This window comes from Pantoea sp. SGAir0418 (assembly GCF_043529865.1).
The window spans coordinates 1,789,237-1,805,534 of sequence record NZ_CP027911.1 but is presented as its reverse complement, the minus strand read 5'-3'; the positions used below and the strand labels follow the sequence as shown (position 1 = coordinate 1,805,534).

Sequence of the window (16,298 nt, the reverse complement as noted above, 5' to 3'; positions counted from 1 at the left end):
ATTGCAGGGGTTTGCGTAACGCCATTACAGCGTTTCCGCTACCTCATCAGAAATTTCACCGTTATGGTAAACTTCCTGCACATCATCACAATCTTCCAGCATGTCGATCAGACGCAGCAGTTTAGGAGCCGTCTCGGCATCCAGTTCCGCTTTAGTTGATGGAATCATCGACACTTCAGCACTGTCGGCTTTCAGACCAGTGGCTTCCAGTGCATCGCGCACGCTGCCCAGCTCTTCCCACGCGGTAAAGACGTCAATCGCGCCATCGTCATAGCTCACGACATCTTCTGCACCGGCTTCCAGCGCCGCTTCCATCACGGCATCTTCGTCCTGGCCTGGCGCGAAGGAGATCACGCCTTTCTTGCTGAACAGGTAAGATACCGAACCGTCGGTGCCGAGGTTACCGCCGGTTTTGCTGAAGGCGTGACGCACTTCGCCCACGGTACGGTTACGGTTATCACTCAGACACTCCACCATGACTGCAGAGCCGCCCGGACCGTAACCTTCATAGATGATGGTTTCCATGTTGCTGTCATCTTCACCGCCGACGCCGCGCGCGATAGCACGGTTCATGGTGTCACGCGTCATGTTGTTGGACAGGGCTTTGTCCATCGCTGCGCGCAGACGCGGGTTGGAGCCGGCATCGCCACCGCCCAGCTTGGCCGCTGTCACCAGCTCGCGAATGATTTTGGTGAAGATTTTACCGCGCTTGGCGTCCTGAGCCGCTTTGCGGTGCTTCGTATTCGCCCATTTACTATGTCCAGCCATCTTACATATTCTCCGATCTTTAACAGGGTGCAGGCTATCTTGCTGGCAATCTTGTTCCCCGGCAGTGCGCGCAATCCTCACGTACTCATTTACGCTCCGGTTGCTGTGCGCTGGCGGTGAACAACCTTGCTGCGCCGATGACGCCTGACTGTTCTATTTTAGCGGTGCAAATCTTTCGACTTACACCGTATGTCTGTAATTTAACGATAAAACCACCGGAAAAACGCGCGGTGGCGGGCATTCAGATAAATTCGTCGATTGCCTGACGATTACTCCACGAGCGGGTTAGTGCGGCGGCGGCGGCCGGTGTCAGCCACTGTGCGGCGAGGTGCTCGCTCAGCAGTGGCTGGCGTTCGGCGGGCAGCGCCAGCCGGAACCAGTGTTCCCGGTTATGCGTGATGCCCGGCGCATAACGATGGCGATAGTGCGGAAAGATCTCAAACTCAATCTGTTTGTGGCAATCTTCCAGCACCAGCCCCTCTGCGGCGATATCAATCGCCAGCTCTTCAGCCACTTCGCGCTGCGCCGTTTGCGCCGGCGTTTCGCCCGGCTCCAGGCTGCCAGTAACCGACTGCCAGAAGCTGGGGTCATCGCGCCGCTGCAGCATTAACACCCGGCCGGTATCTTGCGCAAAAATCACCACCAGCACCGATACCGGGTGTTTATAGCCCATTATTTCGTCTCTGGAGTGACTTTCTTCGGCGCGATCTGGATACCGAGGTCAGCCAGCGCCGCCGGGTTGGCTTCGCTTGGCGCTTCAGTCATCAGACAGGCCGCCGCGGTGGTTTTCGGGAACGCAATCACATCGCGGATATTGTCGGTGCCGGTCAGCAGCATGGTAAGACGGTCAAGACCGAATGCCAGACCTGCATGCGGCGGGGTACCGAACTTCAGCGCATCCAGCAGGAAGCCAAACTTCTCACGCTGCTCTTCTTCGCTGATGCCCAGAATGCTAAACACCGTCTGCTGCATATTGCCGCTGTGGATACGCACTGAACCGCCGCCCACTTCATAACCGTTGATCACCATATCGTAGGCGTTCGCCACCGCCTGCGTCGGATCGGCCGCCAGCTGTTCCGCCGTCAGCGCTTTTGGCGAGGTGAACGGATGGTGCATCGCCGCCAGGCCGCCCTCGTCGTCCTCTTCGAACATCGGGAAGTCGACAACCCACAACGGAGCCCAGGCTTTATCATTGGTGATTTGCAGATCACGGCCCACTTTCAGGCGCAGTGCACCCAGTGCATCCGCCACCACTTTGGCACGATCGGCGCCGAAGAAGATCAGGTCGCCGTCCTGCGCGTCGGTACGCTGCAGAATAGCTTCAACGATCTCTGGCGTCAGGAATTTGGCCACCGGGCTCTGCACGCCGTCGAAACCGCTGGCGCGCGCATTGATCTTCATCCACGCCAGGCCTTTGGCACCGTAAATGCCGACAAAGCTGCCGTATTCGTCGATTTGCTTACGCGTCAGGGCGGCACCGCCCGGCACGCGCAGCGCCGCGACGCGACCTTTCGGGTCGTTTGCCGGGCCGGCGAACACCTGGAATTCAACGCTTTTCAGCAGGTCAGCAACGTCAACCAGCTCCATTGGGTTACGCAGGTCTGGCTTATCCGAACCATAGCGGTTCATCGCTTCGGCGAAGGTCATCTGCGGGAAGTCACCGAGGTCGACGCCTTTGATGTCCAGCCACAGTTCACGGATCATCTGCTCCATCACGCTGCGCACCTGCTCAGCGCTCATGAACGAGGTTTCCACGTCGATCTGGGTGAACTCCGGCTGACGGTCTGCGCGCAGGTCTTCATCACGGAAGCATTTGACGATCTGATAGTAGCGGTCAAAACCAGACATCATCAGCAGCTGTTTAAACAGCTGCGGTGACTGCGGCAGCGCGTAGAATTTACCTTTGTGCACCCGGCTCGGCACCAGGTAGTCACGCGCGCCTTCCGGCGTGGCTTTGGTCAGCATCGGGGTTTCGATGTCGAGAAAGCCTTCACCGTCCATAAAGCGGCGCACGAAGCTGGTAATTCTGGCACGGGTTTTCAGACGCTGCGCCATTTCCGGACGACGCAGGTCGAGGTAGCGATAGGTCAGACGCGCTTCTTCGCTGTTGGTCTGGTTAGAGTCCAGCGGCAGCGGTTCTGCGCGGTTGATGATGTTCAGCTCATGGGCGAACACTTCGATGTCACCGGTGGCCATGTCGCTGTTGCGGTTTTTCTCTTCACGCGCACGCACAGTACCGGTGATCTGGATACAGAATTCATTACGCAGTTCAGACGCCAGCTGGAAAGCCTGCTGATGATCGGCATCGAAAAACACCTGCGCGATGCCTTCGCGGTCACGCATATCGATAAAAATCAGGCTGCCGAGATCGCGACGGCGATTGACCCAGCCGCAGAGAGTAACTTGCTGACCCACATGAGACAGATTGAGCTGTCCGCAATATTCTGTACGCATAACGTATCCTTTTAACTTCGCCGCTGCTGCCAGACAGCATCAGGCCGCGTAACCTTCTGAGATGCTGCCGCAAAAAAGGCGGCTATTATAATGGAAAATGGCAGGCAGGATAAGCAGATCCCGCGCAAAGCGGACAAATCGTCAGCGTTTGCCGCGCGATCGGTTCCTGCCCGTGGCAAAACCAGGTAACGTACGGCGCATTTTCCGCGCCACAGCAGGCAGGAGCAGTTTTGACACTTCGTATTGGATTACCACAATGGCAGCACGCCAACTGGAAAGTATTGGGTATCGAAACCCTGGCGGATTACGCCCGGCTGTTCGGCTGCGTCGAAGGCAACACCACGCTTTACGCGCTGCCCAAACCCGAAGTAGTGCAGCGCTGGTATGACATGACTGACGACGCCTTTCGCTTCTGCTTTAAATTTCCTGACACCATCAGCCACAAAGCGGCGCTGAAGAACTGCGATGAGCTGGTGAATGAATTTCTGCGCCTGCTGGATCCGCTCAGCCAGCGCATCGGCCAGTACTGGCTGCAGCTGCCCGCCGCCTTTTCACCGGCGCAGCTGACAGATTTATGGGCGTTTCTCGATCGCCTGCCGCGCAGCTTTCACTATGGCGTGGAAGTGCGCCATGCGGCCTTTTTTGCCAAAGGCGAGGCCGAGCGCGCGCTGAATCGCGGCCTGCATCAGCGCGGGGTTAATCGGGTGATTCTCGACAGCCGTCCGGTGCACGCCTCTGCCTCGCTCAGCCCGGCCGCCGTGCATGCGCGCGCGCAAAAGCCGCGCGTGCCGACGCACGCGGTGCGCACTGCCGGTCAGCCGATGGTGCGCTTTATCGGCAGCGACAGCGTGGAGGAGAGCCTGCCACTGTTTGATGTCTGGCAGCAAAAACTGGCGGACTGGCAGCACGACAGCGACCCGCTGCTGTTTATCCACACGCCGGATATGGGCGCGGTGTTTCCGCTGCTGCAGGCGCTGTGGCCGCAGCTGCAACAGCTGGAGCCGACGCTGCGCCCGCTGCCCGCCTGGCCACAGCAATCCAGCCTGTTCTAAACGCAGGGAAACGGGTGCAGCCTGCGGCAGTTTCTGCCAGAATAGCGCCCTTTCCGTTTTTTCTCCGGATAATTCATTATGTCTGACCGCGATACGCTATTCTCCGCGCCCATCGATAAACTGGGCGACTGGACCTTTGACGAGCGCGTGGCTGAAGTCTTTCCCGATATGATTCAGCGCTCGGTGCCGGGTTACTCCAACATCATTTCGATGATTGGCATGCTGGCAGAACGCTTTGTGCAGCCCAATAGCCAGGTTTACGATCTCGGCTGCTCGCTGGGCGCGGCCACGCTGGCGGTGCGCCGCAATATTCAGGCACCGGGTTGCCAGATTATTGCCGTCGATAATTCACCGGCGATGGTGGAACGCTGCCGCCGACACATCGACGCCTTCCGCGCCGCTACGCCGGTGCAGGTGCTGGAAGCGGATATCCGCGATATCCACATCGAAAACGCCTCACTGGTGGTGCTCAACTTTACCCTGCAGTTCCTTGAGCCGGACGCGCGCCTGACGCTGCTGCAGAAAATCGCTGCCGGTCTCAATCCGGGCGGTGCGCTGGTGCTGTCAGAAAAGTTCAGCTTTGAAGATGCCGACGTCGGCGAACTGCTGTTCAACATGCACCACGACTTTAAGCGCGCCAACGGCTACAGCGAGCTGGAGATCAGCCAGAAGCGCAGCATGCTGGAGAACGTGATGCTGACGGACAGCGTGGAAACGCATAAAGCCCGCCTGAAAAGCGCCGGCTTTGCCCATGCCGAATTGTGGTTCCAGTGCTTTAACTTTGGCTCACTGGTGGCGTTGAAATGATTGATTTTGGCCGTTTTTATCAGCAAATCGCCACCGGCCCGCTCGCCAGCTGGCTGGAAGTGTTGCCGGCGCAGGTCGCCGCCTGGCAGCGTGAAAACCTGCACGGGCATTTTCGCAACTGGGAGAAGTCGGTCGACAATCTGCCGCTGCTGGTGCCGCAGCAGCTCGATCTGCTGCACAGCGTCAGCGCGCAGCATGACGCGTTAACCGATCGCCAGCGCGCCGGCATCGAAAAGCTGCTGCGTAACCTGATGCCGTGGCGCAAAGGGCCGTTTTCGCTCTACGGCTGCGACATCGACACCGAATGGCGCTCCGACTGGAAGTGGGACCGCGTGCTGCCGCATATCTCTTCGCTGGCCGGTCGAACCGTGCTGGATGTAGGCTGCGGCAGCGGTTATCACATGTGGCGCATGATTGGTGCCGGCGCACAGCTGGTGGTCGGTATCGATCCGATGCAGCTGTTCCTGTGCCAGTTCGAAGCGGTGCGTAAGCTGCTGGGTGACGATCGCCGTGCGCATCTGCTGCCGCTGGGCATTGAGCAACTACCGGCGCTGCAGGCGTTCGATACCGTGTTCTCCATGGGCGTGCTCTATCACCGGCGTTCGCCGCTCGACCATCTGCTGCAGCTGAAAAATCAGCTGGTCAGCGACGGCGAACTGGTGCTGGAGACGCTGGTGATTGAAGGCGATGAAAACGCGGTGCTGGTTCCGGGTGAACGCTATGCGCAGATGCGCAACGTTTACTTTATTCCGTCTGCGGCGGCGCTGAAAAACTGGCTGGAGAAGTGCGGTTTTGTCGATGTGCGCATTGCCGATTACGCCATCACCTCGGTGGAAGAGCAGCGTCGCACCGACTGGATGACCAGCGAATCGCTGGCGGAGTTCCTCGATCCGCACGACAGCAGCAAAACGATTGAAGGCTATCCTGCCCCGCTGCGTGCCGTGCTGGTGGCGCGCAAACCGTAACGCTTAACGCCGCGACAGCGCCAGCTTCGCGGCGAAACCAATAAACACGCAGCCGGTCAGGCGATCCATCACTTTTAACACTGCCGGACGGCGCAGATGACCAGCAAAGTACTGGCTGCCGCTAATCAATACCGCGTTCCACACTAAGCCAATCACCATGTGGGTGAGCGCCATCAGTGTGCACCACAGCGCCACCGATCCGCCGGCCGGGATAAACTGCGGCAGAAAGGTGACGTAAAAAACCCCGACTTTGGGATTGAGCAGGTTACCGGTCAGGCCACGCGCGAAGCAGGTCAGATAGCGCTCTTCCCGCTTTTGCCCCTGCTGCCCGCTGGCCACCGTACTGCGCGGGTTGAGCAGTAGTCTGACGCCGAGATACAGCAGGTACACAGCACCGATGCCTTTCAGCAGGTTATAAGCCATTTCCGAAGCCAGCAGCAGCGCGCCTAAGCCCAGCCCGACCGCCACGCCCCACACCAGACAGCCGAGCGTAACGCCCAATGCCGTCGCCGAGGCACGCTGCCAGCCCTGCGCAGCCGCCGAACGCAGCACCAGCGCGGTATCGAAGCCGGGCGTCAACGTAAGCAGGGTAATGGCGAAAAGGAATGAAATAACCAGTGTCATGATGGGCTCCCGGGTTGTGCACAGAACAGCATACGCGACGGCGCATCAATTGTCCGTCGCCGGACGATCCCAGTACTGATATTTGTAGGCCGAACTCAGATGCCGCTCAATGGTGCCTTTGGCAAACACTTCGGTCTCATGCAAATAGCTCAGCGTGCAATTGCCCACCTCGTCCCACAACTGGCACTCATCCACCGATCGCAAAGTGCTGACCGGCGTGGTCGAGGTGCCGTGCAATCGCAGTTCGCGCCACTGATTATCGTAGCTGTAGGTCTCTTTGCTGCGCGCGCTGGTGGATGCCACCACCAGCCCCTGTGGATTCCAGCGCCAGGTATTCTCGCCGTTGGTCAGCGCATCACTGCCGCGCGCGATACTTTTTTCCAGCCGGAAGTGTTTATCGTAGCGGTAAGTGGTATCGGTAAAGCCCTCTTTCCCCATGCTGGTAAATTTGTCCGAGGCGCTGATGATGTTGCCGTGTTGCCCCATCTGCCAGCTGATGGTGCCCTGCCGGTTATCCACCACTTCCTCTTTGCCCGCGCGGGTCACTTTAACCAGATAAGCATAGTCAGCCACCCAACCGCGCTGCACGCGCGCGATATGCTGCTCCATGCTCAGCACCACGTTGCCTTCGCTTTTGTCATAGGTGATATCAGCCACCATCAGATCGCCGCACTGGTCAAACTGCCCGAGCACGCGCTTCTGCGAGTTGACGTCTTTACCAAACTCCCCGGCCACCACCTGGCGCACCGCGCCTTTGGCGTCGCCGCCCAGCATAATCCAGTTGTTGCTGCTGGTGATATTTTTGCTCAGCGGCGGGCAGGTGCTGCTGGCGGCCAGCGCCGCGCCGGCAACGGGGAACAGCAGAATCACAACAGCATAAGGGAGGGATTTCATCAGCGTTATCCGCGCGTTAAGCCATAGAGTAATCAAAGCATCTTTTTCACCAATGCGCTATTCATGGCGAAGCGGCAGACAAAAAGAACCCCAGCAAGGAACTGGGGTTTGGTACTTGCAAACATCACGTCAGGTTTTCGGCGTGCTGCGCGGCAAAATTGGTACGGGTCAGGCGACCCGGTCAACGCTCATCTGCATCATGCTCTTCATGGCTTCGACGACATCGCCATCGACACAGGAGCGGCTGAATTCATCGGTTTCCGCTTCAGAACACATCGAGACACCGGCTTTACGGTAGCGCATCGGTGACGCGACGGCACGACTGGCGGAGCTGTGGACTTCCTGCAATCCGCTGTCGAGGAACTTTTGCAGATTGCTGAGGCGCACGCCTGCCCCTGCCATAATGATTGGACCGGTGCTGTATTCATTTAGTTCCCGTAATAATGCAATTCCGGTTTCAGCGCTCTGCTGCTGACCGGAAGTCAGAATGCGGGCGATCCCTAAACCAGTCAGCACCTCCAGCGAACGCTTCGGGCTGTGGCACAAATCAAAGGCACGATGGAAGGTCACCGCCATGCCGTCGCACAGCGCCATAATTTGCTGCATGCGTACCGTGTCGACGTGCGCATCTTCGTCCAGCATGCCAATCACCAGGCCAGGAAAACCCAGCTCGCGAATACGCGCCACGTCCGATTTCATCACCTCAAATTCGCGGGCGGTGTAACAAAAATCACCGCCGCGCGGCCGCACGATCGGGTGGACCGGAATGGTCAGTTCACGCTGTGCGGCTTCCAGCATACCCGCCGAAGGTGTCAGTCCGCCTTCACGCGGAGCACTGCACAGCTCCACGCGATCGGCACCGGACGCCTGCGCAGTCATTGCGCAGTCGATGCCATAGCAACAAATTTCCAGTTTCGTCATACCTTGCTCCTTTTCATGACTGCTGGCTCGGGAGGAGTGCATCAGTTAGTCTGCTCATTCAGACAGTTTACGTGGAAAGCGCACTATGGCATTCGATTTTGATCAAGGGATAGACCGTCGTCACAGCGATAGTTTGAAATGGCACAAATATGGTGATCGCGATGTGCTGCCTTTGTGGGTTGCCGACACCGATTTTCGCTCGCCGCCGTGCATCATTGAGGCCATTAAACAGCGTGCCGACCACGGTGTTTTCGGCTACGGCGCGACGCCGCACGGTTTGATTGATATCACTATTTCCCGCTTAGCCCAGCGCTATGGCTGGCAGATTGAGCCGGAATGGATTGTGTTGCTGCCGGGCGTGGTGAGCGGACTGAATTTATCGGTCCGGGCATTTACCGAGTCGTCGCAGAGCACCGTGGCACCGACGCCAATTTATCCGCCGTTTCGCGCGGCGGCGCGGCTGGCGCAGCGCGCTCAGGTCAATCTGCCATTGCAATTGCAGCAGGATCGCTGGGTGATGCAGCTGGATGACAGCCAGATGCAGGGCAACGAGCGCCTGCTCATGCTGTGCAATCCGCAGAATCCGGGCGGCACCGTCTACCGCCGTGATGAGCTGGAGGCGCAGCTGGCCTTTGCCCAACGCCACGATTTGCTGGTGTGCTCCGATGAAATCCATTGTGACCTGCTGTTAACGCCCGGCGTACAGCACATTCCGTTTGCCTCGCTGAGCGAAGATGCCGCCCAGCGCAGCATCACCCTGATTTCGCCGTCTAAAACCTTCAACATCGCCGGGCTGGGTGCGTCCATGGCCATTATCCCTCATCCCGAACTGCGGAAACGCTTTAAGCAGGTGCGTGAAGGCATCGTACCGGGCGTGGATATCCTGGCGCTGGTGGCGGCGGAAGCCGCATGGCGCGGCGGTGATGCATGGCTGGCGGACCAGCTTGCTTACCTGCGCGCCAATCGTGACTGGCTGGTGCAGCAGGTGAATGCGCTGCCGGAACTCAGCATGGTCGCGCCAGAGGCCAGCTATCTCGGCTGGATTGACGCCAGCCAGCTGGATGTTGCCAGCCCGGCGCTGTATTTCGAAAAACACGGTCTCGGTTTCTCGCCGGGCCGTGATTTTGGCGACGATCGCTTCGTGCGCTTCAACTTTGGCTGCACGCACGCCACCCTGCAGCAGGCGGTATCGCGCCTGCAGCAGGCGGTGGCAGCGCGGCGCTAAGCCTGTTCGCTGGCAACGATCTCCTCCAGCCGCCACGGATGAAACTTGATGGTAGTTTGCCCGTCCGTCACCGCTAAGGTCGGATTGGGCAGACGTTCATTTTCGCCCTGCGGCGTGCTGGTTTTAAACGCGATGCCCGGCTGCGTCAGCGCCTCGTCTGCCAGCAACGCCATCGCACGCATGCCCAGCGTTTCCGGCTCGCCGCGCAACACAATTTCCACATGCTCCCAGCCTTCATGGCGATACAGCTTCTCACCGGGCCACGGCAGCTCGATCACATCCACCTGCCAGCCCGCGATGCGCAGCGGCTGATGCAGCTTAAACAGGCAGATCGGCCGTCCGTTAATCATCGCTTCGGAAAACTGATCGCCGATTTGCAGTAACCCGGCTTTCCAGCGTTCTGCCGTGGCGAACTGGTGACAGCGCACCGCCACGTGGTCCGCCTCATGCTGCGTGAGGTCAAGGCCGAGGCGTGCCGCAAAGTGTTGCAAAGCCTGTTCAAATCGGGACAGGTCTTGTTTTAAGTCACTCAGTTCTGAAGGAAAATCCAGATTCATACGTTAAATACCTCAAACTCAGTTCAGATCTTTTAATCAATAAAAAAACAGGGCTGCCGCAGCTTTCGCTTGACAAAATGCTCGGATTCATCCGATTTCACGCCAAAAACCTTCAAAAACCGCATAAATCGCCCCTCTCTTTCGGATTAATCGCGTAATCAGGTCCACACGTTACTTTATAAAAGTGCCTTAACCAACTGTTATTATTAACAATAGTTAATACAATGAGATAACTCTTATTTACCCGTCAATCAATTGCAGTAGCTGACCCTTTCTTATAAATTTGGGTTTCACAACTACAAGGAATGGCCCTATGTCTATGCTCATTGTTGTCGCGGTCCTGATAGCCTTGATGGGATTTGCAATTTCCCGCCACTGGAAGGTGCGTGAAGACAAAAGCGTTAAAAATCCCCGTCGCCACCCGCGCCGCCGTTAACCGGCGCGCGGGCCTGCGTCCACCGGCAGCCATAACCGATTGCTGACGCACCCCAACATTTCACGTATACTTCCCCTCTTATTTTTTCCGTCCCGACACGCACGCGGGATGACGACATCGGCTCGCCCTCAGCTGGCGGGCCTTTTCAGCATATGAAGGTAACGCGGTGAATATTCAGGCTCTTCTTTCCGATAAAGTCAGTCAGGCGATGGTGGCGGCAGGCGCACCGGCCGATTGCGAACCGCAGGTTCGTCAGTCTGCAAAAGTGCAGTTCGGCGATTACCAGGCGAACGGTATCATGGCCGTGGCGAAAAAGCTCGGTCAGGTGCCGCGCCAGCTGGCTGAGCAGGTAGTTCAGCATCTGGATCTGGCTGGCATCGCCAGCAAAGTCGACATCGCCGGTCCCGGCTTTATCAACATCTTCCTCGACCGCCAGTGGCTGGCACAGCAGGCCGCGCAGGCGCTGCAGCTGCCACGCCTGGGCGTCAGCGAAGTGACACCTCAGACTATCGTGATTGACTACTCGGCGCCCAACGTGGCGAAAGAGATGCATGTCGGTCACGTGCGATCCACCATCATCGGTGATGCCGCAGTACGCACCCAGGAGTTCCTCGGCCATCACGTCATCCGCGCTAATCACGTCGGTGACTGGGGTACACAGTTTGGCATGCTGATCGCCTATCTGGAGAAGCAGCAGAACGAGCATCATGAAGATATCGCGCTAGCTGATCTGGAAGCCTTCTACCGCGAAGCGAAACGCACCTATGACGAAGACGAAGCCTTCGCCGAGCGCGCCCGCGGTTACGTGGTGAAACTGCAGGGTGGCGACGAATATTGCCGCGCCATGTGGAAAAAGCTGGTGGATATCACCATGAGTCAGAACCAGCAGGTGTATGACCGCCTCAACGTTACCCTGACGCGTAAGGATGTGATGGGTGAAAGCCTGTATAACGACATGCTGCCGGGCATCGTCGCCGATCTGCGCGAAAAAGGGCTGGCAGTGACCAGCGAAGGCGCCACCGTGGTCTTCCTTGATGAGTTCAAAAACAAGGAAGGTGAACCGATGGGCGTGATCATCCAGAAGAAGGATGGCGGCTATCTCTACACCACCACCGATATCGCCTGCGCCAAATATCGCTACGAAACGCTGCATGCCGATCGCGTGCTGTACTACATCGATTCCCGCCAGCATCAGCATCTGCAGCAGGCGTGGACCATCGTGCGCAAAGCGGGCTATGTGCCGGAGTCAGTGCCGCTGGAGCACCATGCGTTCGGCATGATGCTGGGCAAAGATGGCCGTCCGTTCAAAACGCGCAGCGGCGGCACCATCAAACTCTCCGACCTGCTGGATGAAGCGGTTGAGCGTGCTCATGCGCTGGTGAGCGAAAAGAATCCGGAGATGAGCGCCGACGAGCTGAAAGAGCTGGCGGAAGTGGTCGGCATTGGTGCGGTGAAGTACGCCGACCTGTCAAAAAGCCGCACCACCGATTACATCTTTGACTGGGACAACATGCTGGCGTTTGAAGGCAACACCGCGCCGTACATGCAGTATGCCTACACGCGTGTGCTCTCAGTATTCCGTAAAGCGGGCATTGAGGCAGACAGCCTGCACGGTGATATCATCCTGACTGACGAGCGCGAAGCGCTGCTGGCGACCCGTCTGCTGCAGTTTGAAGAGACGATCACCCAGGTCGCGCGCGATGGCACCCCGCACGTGATGTGTGCTTATCTGTACGATCTGGCCGGTCTGTTCTCGGGCTTCTATGAGCACTGCCCGATTCTCTCCGCCGAAGAGGAAAACGTGCGCAACAGCCGTCTGCAGCTGGCTGCGCTGACGGCGAAAACCCTGAAGCAGGGGCTGGATACGCTGGGCATCAAAACCGTCGAGCGAATGTAAGCCTAAAAAAACCCGCTGCGGCGGGTTTTTTATTGGCTATTGGCTATTTGCTATTGGTAATTGACCATCACTTCACTGCTCACCACCCGCAGGCCGGGCGGCAACGCGCCCTGCCCCTGAAAGCCGAAAGCCAGATGCAGCGTTTCATCGGCTGCCACGTTGGCGAGGCCGCGTGTGCTGCCGCTGGCGCCGTCCAGCTCCACGCAGCGCTGGCTGGCGCACAGCCGCACCACCAGACCGGATGGTGCCGGGCGGCTTAGCGTGTAGCGCCAGTTCACCAGCGAAATAGTCCCTGCAGCCGCCGAGGGCGCTTTAAGCGCCGGCGACAGCAGCCAGTTGCCGCGTACGCCGAGGCTCGGGCCGCTGGCGCTGGCCTGCCATGCACCGCTGGCGGCTTTGCCCGTTAGCGGCAGCGCCAGCAGCGCCGCCAGCAGCCATGAGAGCGTCACGCCGCGCATTATTTGCCGCCTATGGTAGCAGTCATGCGGATCTGACGGTTATCGGTCAGCTCCATATTGGACAGCACCACCAGCTGCGGCAGGTTGCGGCGCAGGAAGCGCGCCAGCAGCGCCCGCAGCGGATGGTTAACCAGCAGCACCGGCGGCGCACCGGTCATCTCCTGCTGCTGCAGCGCGGCCTGCGCCTGCATCAGCAGCCGATCGGCAAGACCCGGTTCCAGACCGCCACCGCCCTGCAGCGCCTGCAGCAGCAGACGTTCCAGTGTGGCATCCAGTCCAATCACCTGCACTTCGCCGTTGCCCGGGAACCACTGCTGGGTAATCGCACGGCCCAGCGCGACGCGTACCACGCTGGTCAGTTCCTGCGGATCGTTCTGCACCGGCGCATGTTCGGCCAGCGTTTCGATAATGGTGCGCATGTCGCGGATCGAGACGCGCTCGGTCAGCAGATTTTGCAGCACTTTGTGCAGCGTGGTCAGGGTGATCACGCCTGGCACCAGATCTTCCGTCAGCTTTGGCATCTCCTGGGTGACGCGGTCCAGCAGCTGCTGCGCTTCCTGACGCCCAAACAGCTCGCTGGCGTACTGGCCGATCAGGTGATTAAGGTGAGTAGCCACCACGGTACTGGCTTCCACTACGGTGTAGCCCTGAATCTGTGCCTGCTCTTTCAGCGCGCTGTCGATCCAGATGGCCGCGAGGCCAAACGCCGGGTCAACCGTCGCTTCACCCGGCAGCGTGCCCGCCGCCGTGCCCGGGTTAATCGCCATCCAGCGTCCCGGATAAGCATCGCCGCTGCCAATCTCCACGCCCTTCATCAGGATGCGATAGCGCGCCGGCGGCAGCTCCATGTTGTCACGAATGTGCACCACCGGTGGCAAGAAGCCAACCTCCTGCGCCACCTTTTTACGGATACTGCGGATACGCCCGAGCAGCTCGCCGTTTTGCAGATGATCGACCATCGGAATCAGACGATAGCCCACTTCCATGCCGAGCGAATCTTCCAGCTGGACGTCGGTCCACGAGGCTTCGACCGTTGCCGGCGTCTCCTGCGTTTTCACCACGCTGGAGGCTTCACTTTGCTTCTTCGGCTGCATTTCGCGGCCGCGCAGCCACCAGGCCAGGCCAAGCAGCGCCGCGGTGAACAGCAGGAACACAAAGTTCGGCATGCCGGGCACCAGGCCCAGCAGGCCAATCACGCCGGCGCTCAGCATCAGCACGCGCGGATTGTTAAACAGCTGGCCCACCATCTGTTCGCCGACGTCCTGATCGGTGCTGACGCGGGTAACGATGACACCGGCAGCGGTCGAGATCACCAGCGCCGGGATCTGCGCCACCAGGCCGTCACCGATGGTCAGCAGCGTATAGGTTTCCCCGGCGTGGCCGAGATCCATACCGTGCTGCACCACGCCCACCAGCAGGCCGCCGATCACGTTGATCACCATGATCAGGATGCCGGCGATGGCGTCGCCGCGCACAAACTTACTGGCACCGTCCATCGAGCCGTAGAAGTCCGCTTCCTGAGTCACCTCGGTGCGCCGGCGTTTAGCTTCGTCTTCACCAATCAGGCCGGCGTTCAAATCGGCATCGATTGCCATCTGCTTGCCGGGCATACCATCCAGCACGAAACGCGCGCCCACTTCGGCGATACGTCCGGCACCTTTGGTGATGACCATGAAGTTGATGATCACGAGGATGATGAATACCACGATACCAATGGCGAAATTACCGCCCACGAGGAAGTGACCAAAGGCTTCAACCACACGCCCGGCGGCATCAGCCCCCGTATGCCCTTCCAGCAGGATGATACGCGTTGAGGCGACGTTCAGCGCCAGACGCAGCAGCGTTGAAAACAGCAAAATGGTCGGGAAGGCAGCGAATTCCAGCGTGCGCTGGGTGAACATTGCCACCAGCAGCACCATGATGGACAGCGCAATGTTGAATGTAAACAGCAGGTCAAGGATGAACGCCGGCAGTGGCAATACCATCATCGACAGGATCAGCATGATCAGCACCGGACCAGCCAGCACCTGCCATTGCGTGTCTTTAAAATTGCCCGGTAAACGCAGCTTTTCGGCCAGATTAGCCATGGTTGGTGTTCTCTCCTGCAAAGTCCATCTCTGCCGGGACCGGCAGATGTTTTGGTTTGTTTGGAATCAGGCCGCCTTCACGCTTCCAGCGTCGCAGCTGCCAGACCCACGCCAGCACTTCTGCCACGGCGGCATAGAGCGCGCCGGGAATAAACTGGCCAATTTCCGTATGACGATAGAGCGCACGCGCCAGCGGCGGCGCTTCCAGAATCGGTACGCGGTGCTCTTTTGCGATTTCACGAATGCGCAGGGCAATGTCACCGGCGCCTTTGGCAATCACTTTCGGCGCGCTCATCTTGCCTTCCTGATACTGCAGCGCCACCGAGTAGTGCGTCGGGTTAGTCACGATGACGTCCGCCTTCGGCACGTCGGCCATCATGCGGCGGCGGGCGGCGGCACGCATCGCCTGGCGGATACGCCCTTTCACGTGCGGGTCGCCTTCGTTCTGCTTGTGTTCATCGCGAATTTCCTGGCGCGTCATGCGCAGCTTTTTGAAGTAGCTGTAGAGCTGCCAGAACACGTCAAAGCCAACCATCGGGATCAGTCCCAGCATCACCAGCGCGCAGCTGATGGCGGTCATCGACAGGCCATGCTGCAGCGCATTCACCGGCGATTCGCTCATCAGGCGCAGCATCTCCTGCCAGTGACTCCACAGATACCAGCCAGCCACCAGCGCAACCAGCACCGCTTTGAGGATCGCCTTCACCAGTTCCGCCCACGTCTGACCGGAGAACATGCGCGCAATGCCCGGTAACGGGTTGAGCTTTTTGAAATCGAATTTGATGGATTTTCCGCTGATGTTGATTCCGCCCAGAATCATCGGCGCGGCGATGGCAACGATCACCAGCCCGGCCATCAGCGGCAGCAGCGCGATCACCGCCTGCATCACCAGGTTGCCGATGTGCGAGACGATAATTTTATCGTCGTTGACCATGCCGTGGTCGAAGCGGAAGCCGGTGGCCACCATGCTGGCCAGCCGTTGCGCCATATTGTGGCCGCCCAGCCAGATGATTAGCAGCCCGGCCAGCAGCATCAGTACCGAAGTCAGCTCGCGCGAACGCGGAATCTGCCCCTCCTGCCGTGCTTTCTCAAGTCGGTGGGGGGTGGGCGATTCTGTTTTGTCCTCGTTGCTCTCTTCAGCCACGACATACCT

The 16,298-nt window shown here is 59.0% G+C and carries 16 protein-coding genes; 6 read left to right on the top strand and 10 right to left on the bottom strand.

Annotated elements, in window-relative coordinates:
• Nucleotides 1–24 precede the first annotated feature (24 nt).
• The 3 genes from C1N84_RS08240 to aspS all read right to left on the bottom strand — a co-directional run bounded on the left by C1N84_RS08240 (nt 25) and on the right by aspS (nt 3,222).
• Nucleotides 25–768 carry a YebC/PmpR family DNA-binding transcriptional regulator gene (locus C1N84_RS08240; protein ID WP_021509967.1) on the bottom strand — a complete coding sequence of 248 codons (744 nt, stop codon included), beginning with the start codon at nt 766–768 and terminating at the stop codon, nt 25–27.
• A gap of 241 nt (nt 769–1,009) precedes the next feature.
• Nucleotides 1,010–1,441: a dihydroneopterin triphosphate diphosphatase gene (nudB, locus tag C1N84_RS08235; protein ID WP_058771222.1), complete on the bottom strand. Its 432-nt coding sequence runs from the start codon at nt 1,439–1,441 to the stop codon at nt 1,010–1,012.
• Nucleotides 1,441–3,222 (bottom strand): aspartate--tRNA ligase, encoded by a 1,782-nt coding sequence (gene aspS / locus C1N84_RS08230; protein WP_058757509.1) that lies wholly within the window; start codon nt 3,220–3,222, stop codon nt 1,441–1,443. Before aspS ends, nudB begins: the two co-directional genes overlap by 1 nt.
• Before the next feature lie 230 nt (nt 3,223–3,452).
• On the opposite strand from aspS, the gene C1N84_RS08225 reads away from it, so the two are divergent.
• From C1N84_RS08225 to cmoB, 3 genes are all read left to right on the top strand, one after another.
• Entirely contained in the window at nt 3,453–4,274 is an 822-nt protein-coding gene (locus tag C1N84_RS08225) for a DUF72 domain-containing protein (protein ID WP_058757508.1), read from the top strand.
• Between the two features lie 78 nt (nt 4,275–4,352).
• Complete coding sequence (cmoA, locus tag C1N84_RS08220; RefSeq protein ID WP_058757507.1) at nt 4,353–5,081, top strand: carboxy-S-adenosyl-L-methionine synthase CmoA; 729 nt, start codon at nt 4,353–4,355, stop codon at nt 5,079–5,081.
• Nucleotides 5,078–6,046, top strand: coding sequence for a tRNA 5-methoxyuridine(34)/uridine 5-oxyacetic acid(34) synthase CmoB (gene cmoB / locus C1N84_RS08215; protein ID WP_021509962.1), 969 nt, complete (start codon nt 5,078–5,080; stop codon nt 6,044–6,046). The genes cmoA and cmoB overlap by 4 nt, the downstream gene beginning before the upstream one ends.
• Before the next feature lie 3 nt (nt 6,047–6,049).
• Here cmoB and C1N84_RS08210 read toward each other — a convergent pair whose 3' ends face one another.
• From C1N84_RS08210 to cutC, 3 genes are all read right to left on the bottom strand, one after another.
• A complete protein-coding gene (locus C1N84_RS08210; protein ID WP_104093217.1) occupies nt 6,050–6,670 on the bottom strand; it encodes a LysE family translocator in 621 nt (206 codons plus the stop codon).
• 45 nt (nt 6,671–6,715) lie between these two features.
• A complete protein-coding gene (locus C1N84_RS08205; RefSeq protein ID WP_058757505.1) occupies nt 6,716–7,564 on the bottom strand; it encodes a hypothetical protein in 849 nt (282 codons plus the stop codon).
• A 168-nt stretch (nt 7,565–7,732) separates the two neighbouring features.
• Nucleotides 7,733–8,485 (bottom strand): copper homeostasis protein CutC, encoded by a 753-nt coding sequence (cutC, locus tag C1N84_RS08200; protein WP_104093216.1) that lies wholly within the window; start codon nt 8,483–8,485, stop codon nt 7,733–7,735.
• An 85-nt stretch (nt 8,486–8,570) separates the two neighbouring features.
• Between cutC and C1N84_RS08195 the strand changes: the two genes are divergently transcribed.
• The gene (locus C1N84_RS08195; RefSeq protein WP_125310396.1) at nt 8,571–9,710 is read left to right on the top strand and encodes a MalY/PatB family protein; all 1,140 of its coding nucleotides are present in this window, start codon (nt 8,571–8,573) and stop codon (nt 9,708–9,710) included.
• Here C1N84_RS08195 and C1N84_RS08190 read toward each other — a convergent pair.
• Entirely contained in the window at nt 9,707–10,267 is a 561-nt protein-coding gene (locus tag C1N84_RS08190; protein WP_058774574.1) for a VOC family protein, read from the bottom strand. The genes C1N84_RS08195 and C1N84_RS08190 overlap by 4 nt on opposite strands.
• Nucleotides 10,268–10,580: 313 nt before the next feature.
• Between C1N84_RS08190 and C1N84_RS08185 the strand changes: the two genes are divergently transcribed.
• Nucleotides 10,581–10,703 (top strand): hypothetical protein, encoded by a 123-nt coding sequence (locus C1N84_RS08185; protein ID WP_007889544.1) that lies wholly within the window; start codon nt 10,581–10,583, stop codon nt 10,701–10,703.
• 166 nt (nt 10,704–10,869) lie between these two features.
• The gene (argS, locus tag C1N84_RS08180) at nt 10,870–12,600 is read left to right on the top strand and encodes an arginine--tRNA ligase (protein WP_150361855.1); all 1,731 of its coding nucleotides are present in this window, start codon (nt 10,870–10,872) and stop codon (nt 12,598–12,600) included.
• Between the two features lie 50 nt (nt 12,601–12,650).
• Here argS and C1N84_RS08175 read toward each other — a convergent pair whose 3' ends face one another.
• The 3 genes from C1N84_RS08175 to flhB are packed head-to-tail and all read right to left on the bottom strand — an operon-like array spanning nt 12,651 to nt 16,289.
• On the bottom strand, nt 12,651–13,058 hold the full coding sequence (locus tag C1N84_RS08175; protein WP_104093213.1) for a flagellar protein FlhE: 408 nt from the start codon (nt 13,056–13,058) through the stop codon (nt 12,651–12,653).
• Entirely contained in the window at nt 13,058–15,145 is a 2,088-nt protein-coding gene (flhA, locus tag C1N84_RS08170) for a flagellar biosynthesis protein FlhA (RefSeq protein ID WP_021509954.1), read from the bottom strand. The genes C1N84_RS08175 and flhA overlap by 1 nt, the downstream gene beginning before the upstream one ends.
• Nucleotides 15,138–16,289, bottom strand: a complete 1,152-nt coding sequence (flhB, locus tag C1N84_RS08165) for a flagellar biosynthesis protein FlhB (RefSeq protein WP_021509953.1) — start codon at nt 16,287–16,289, stop codon at nt 15,138–15,140. The genes flhA and flhB overlap by 8 nt, the downstream gene beginning before the upstream one ends.
• Between the last annotated feature and the right edge of the window lie 9 nt (nt 16,290–16,298).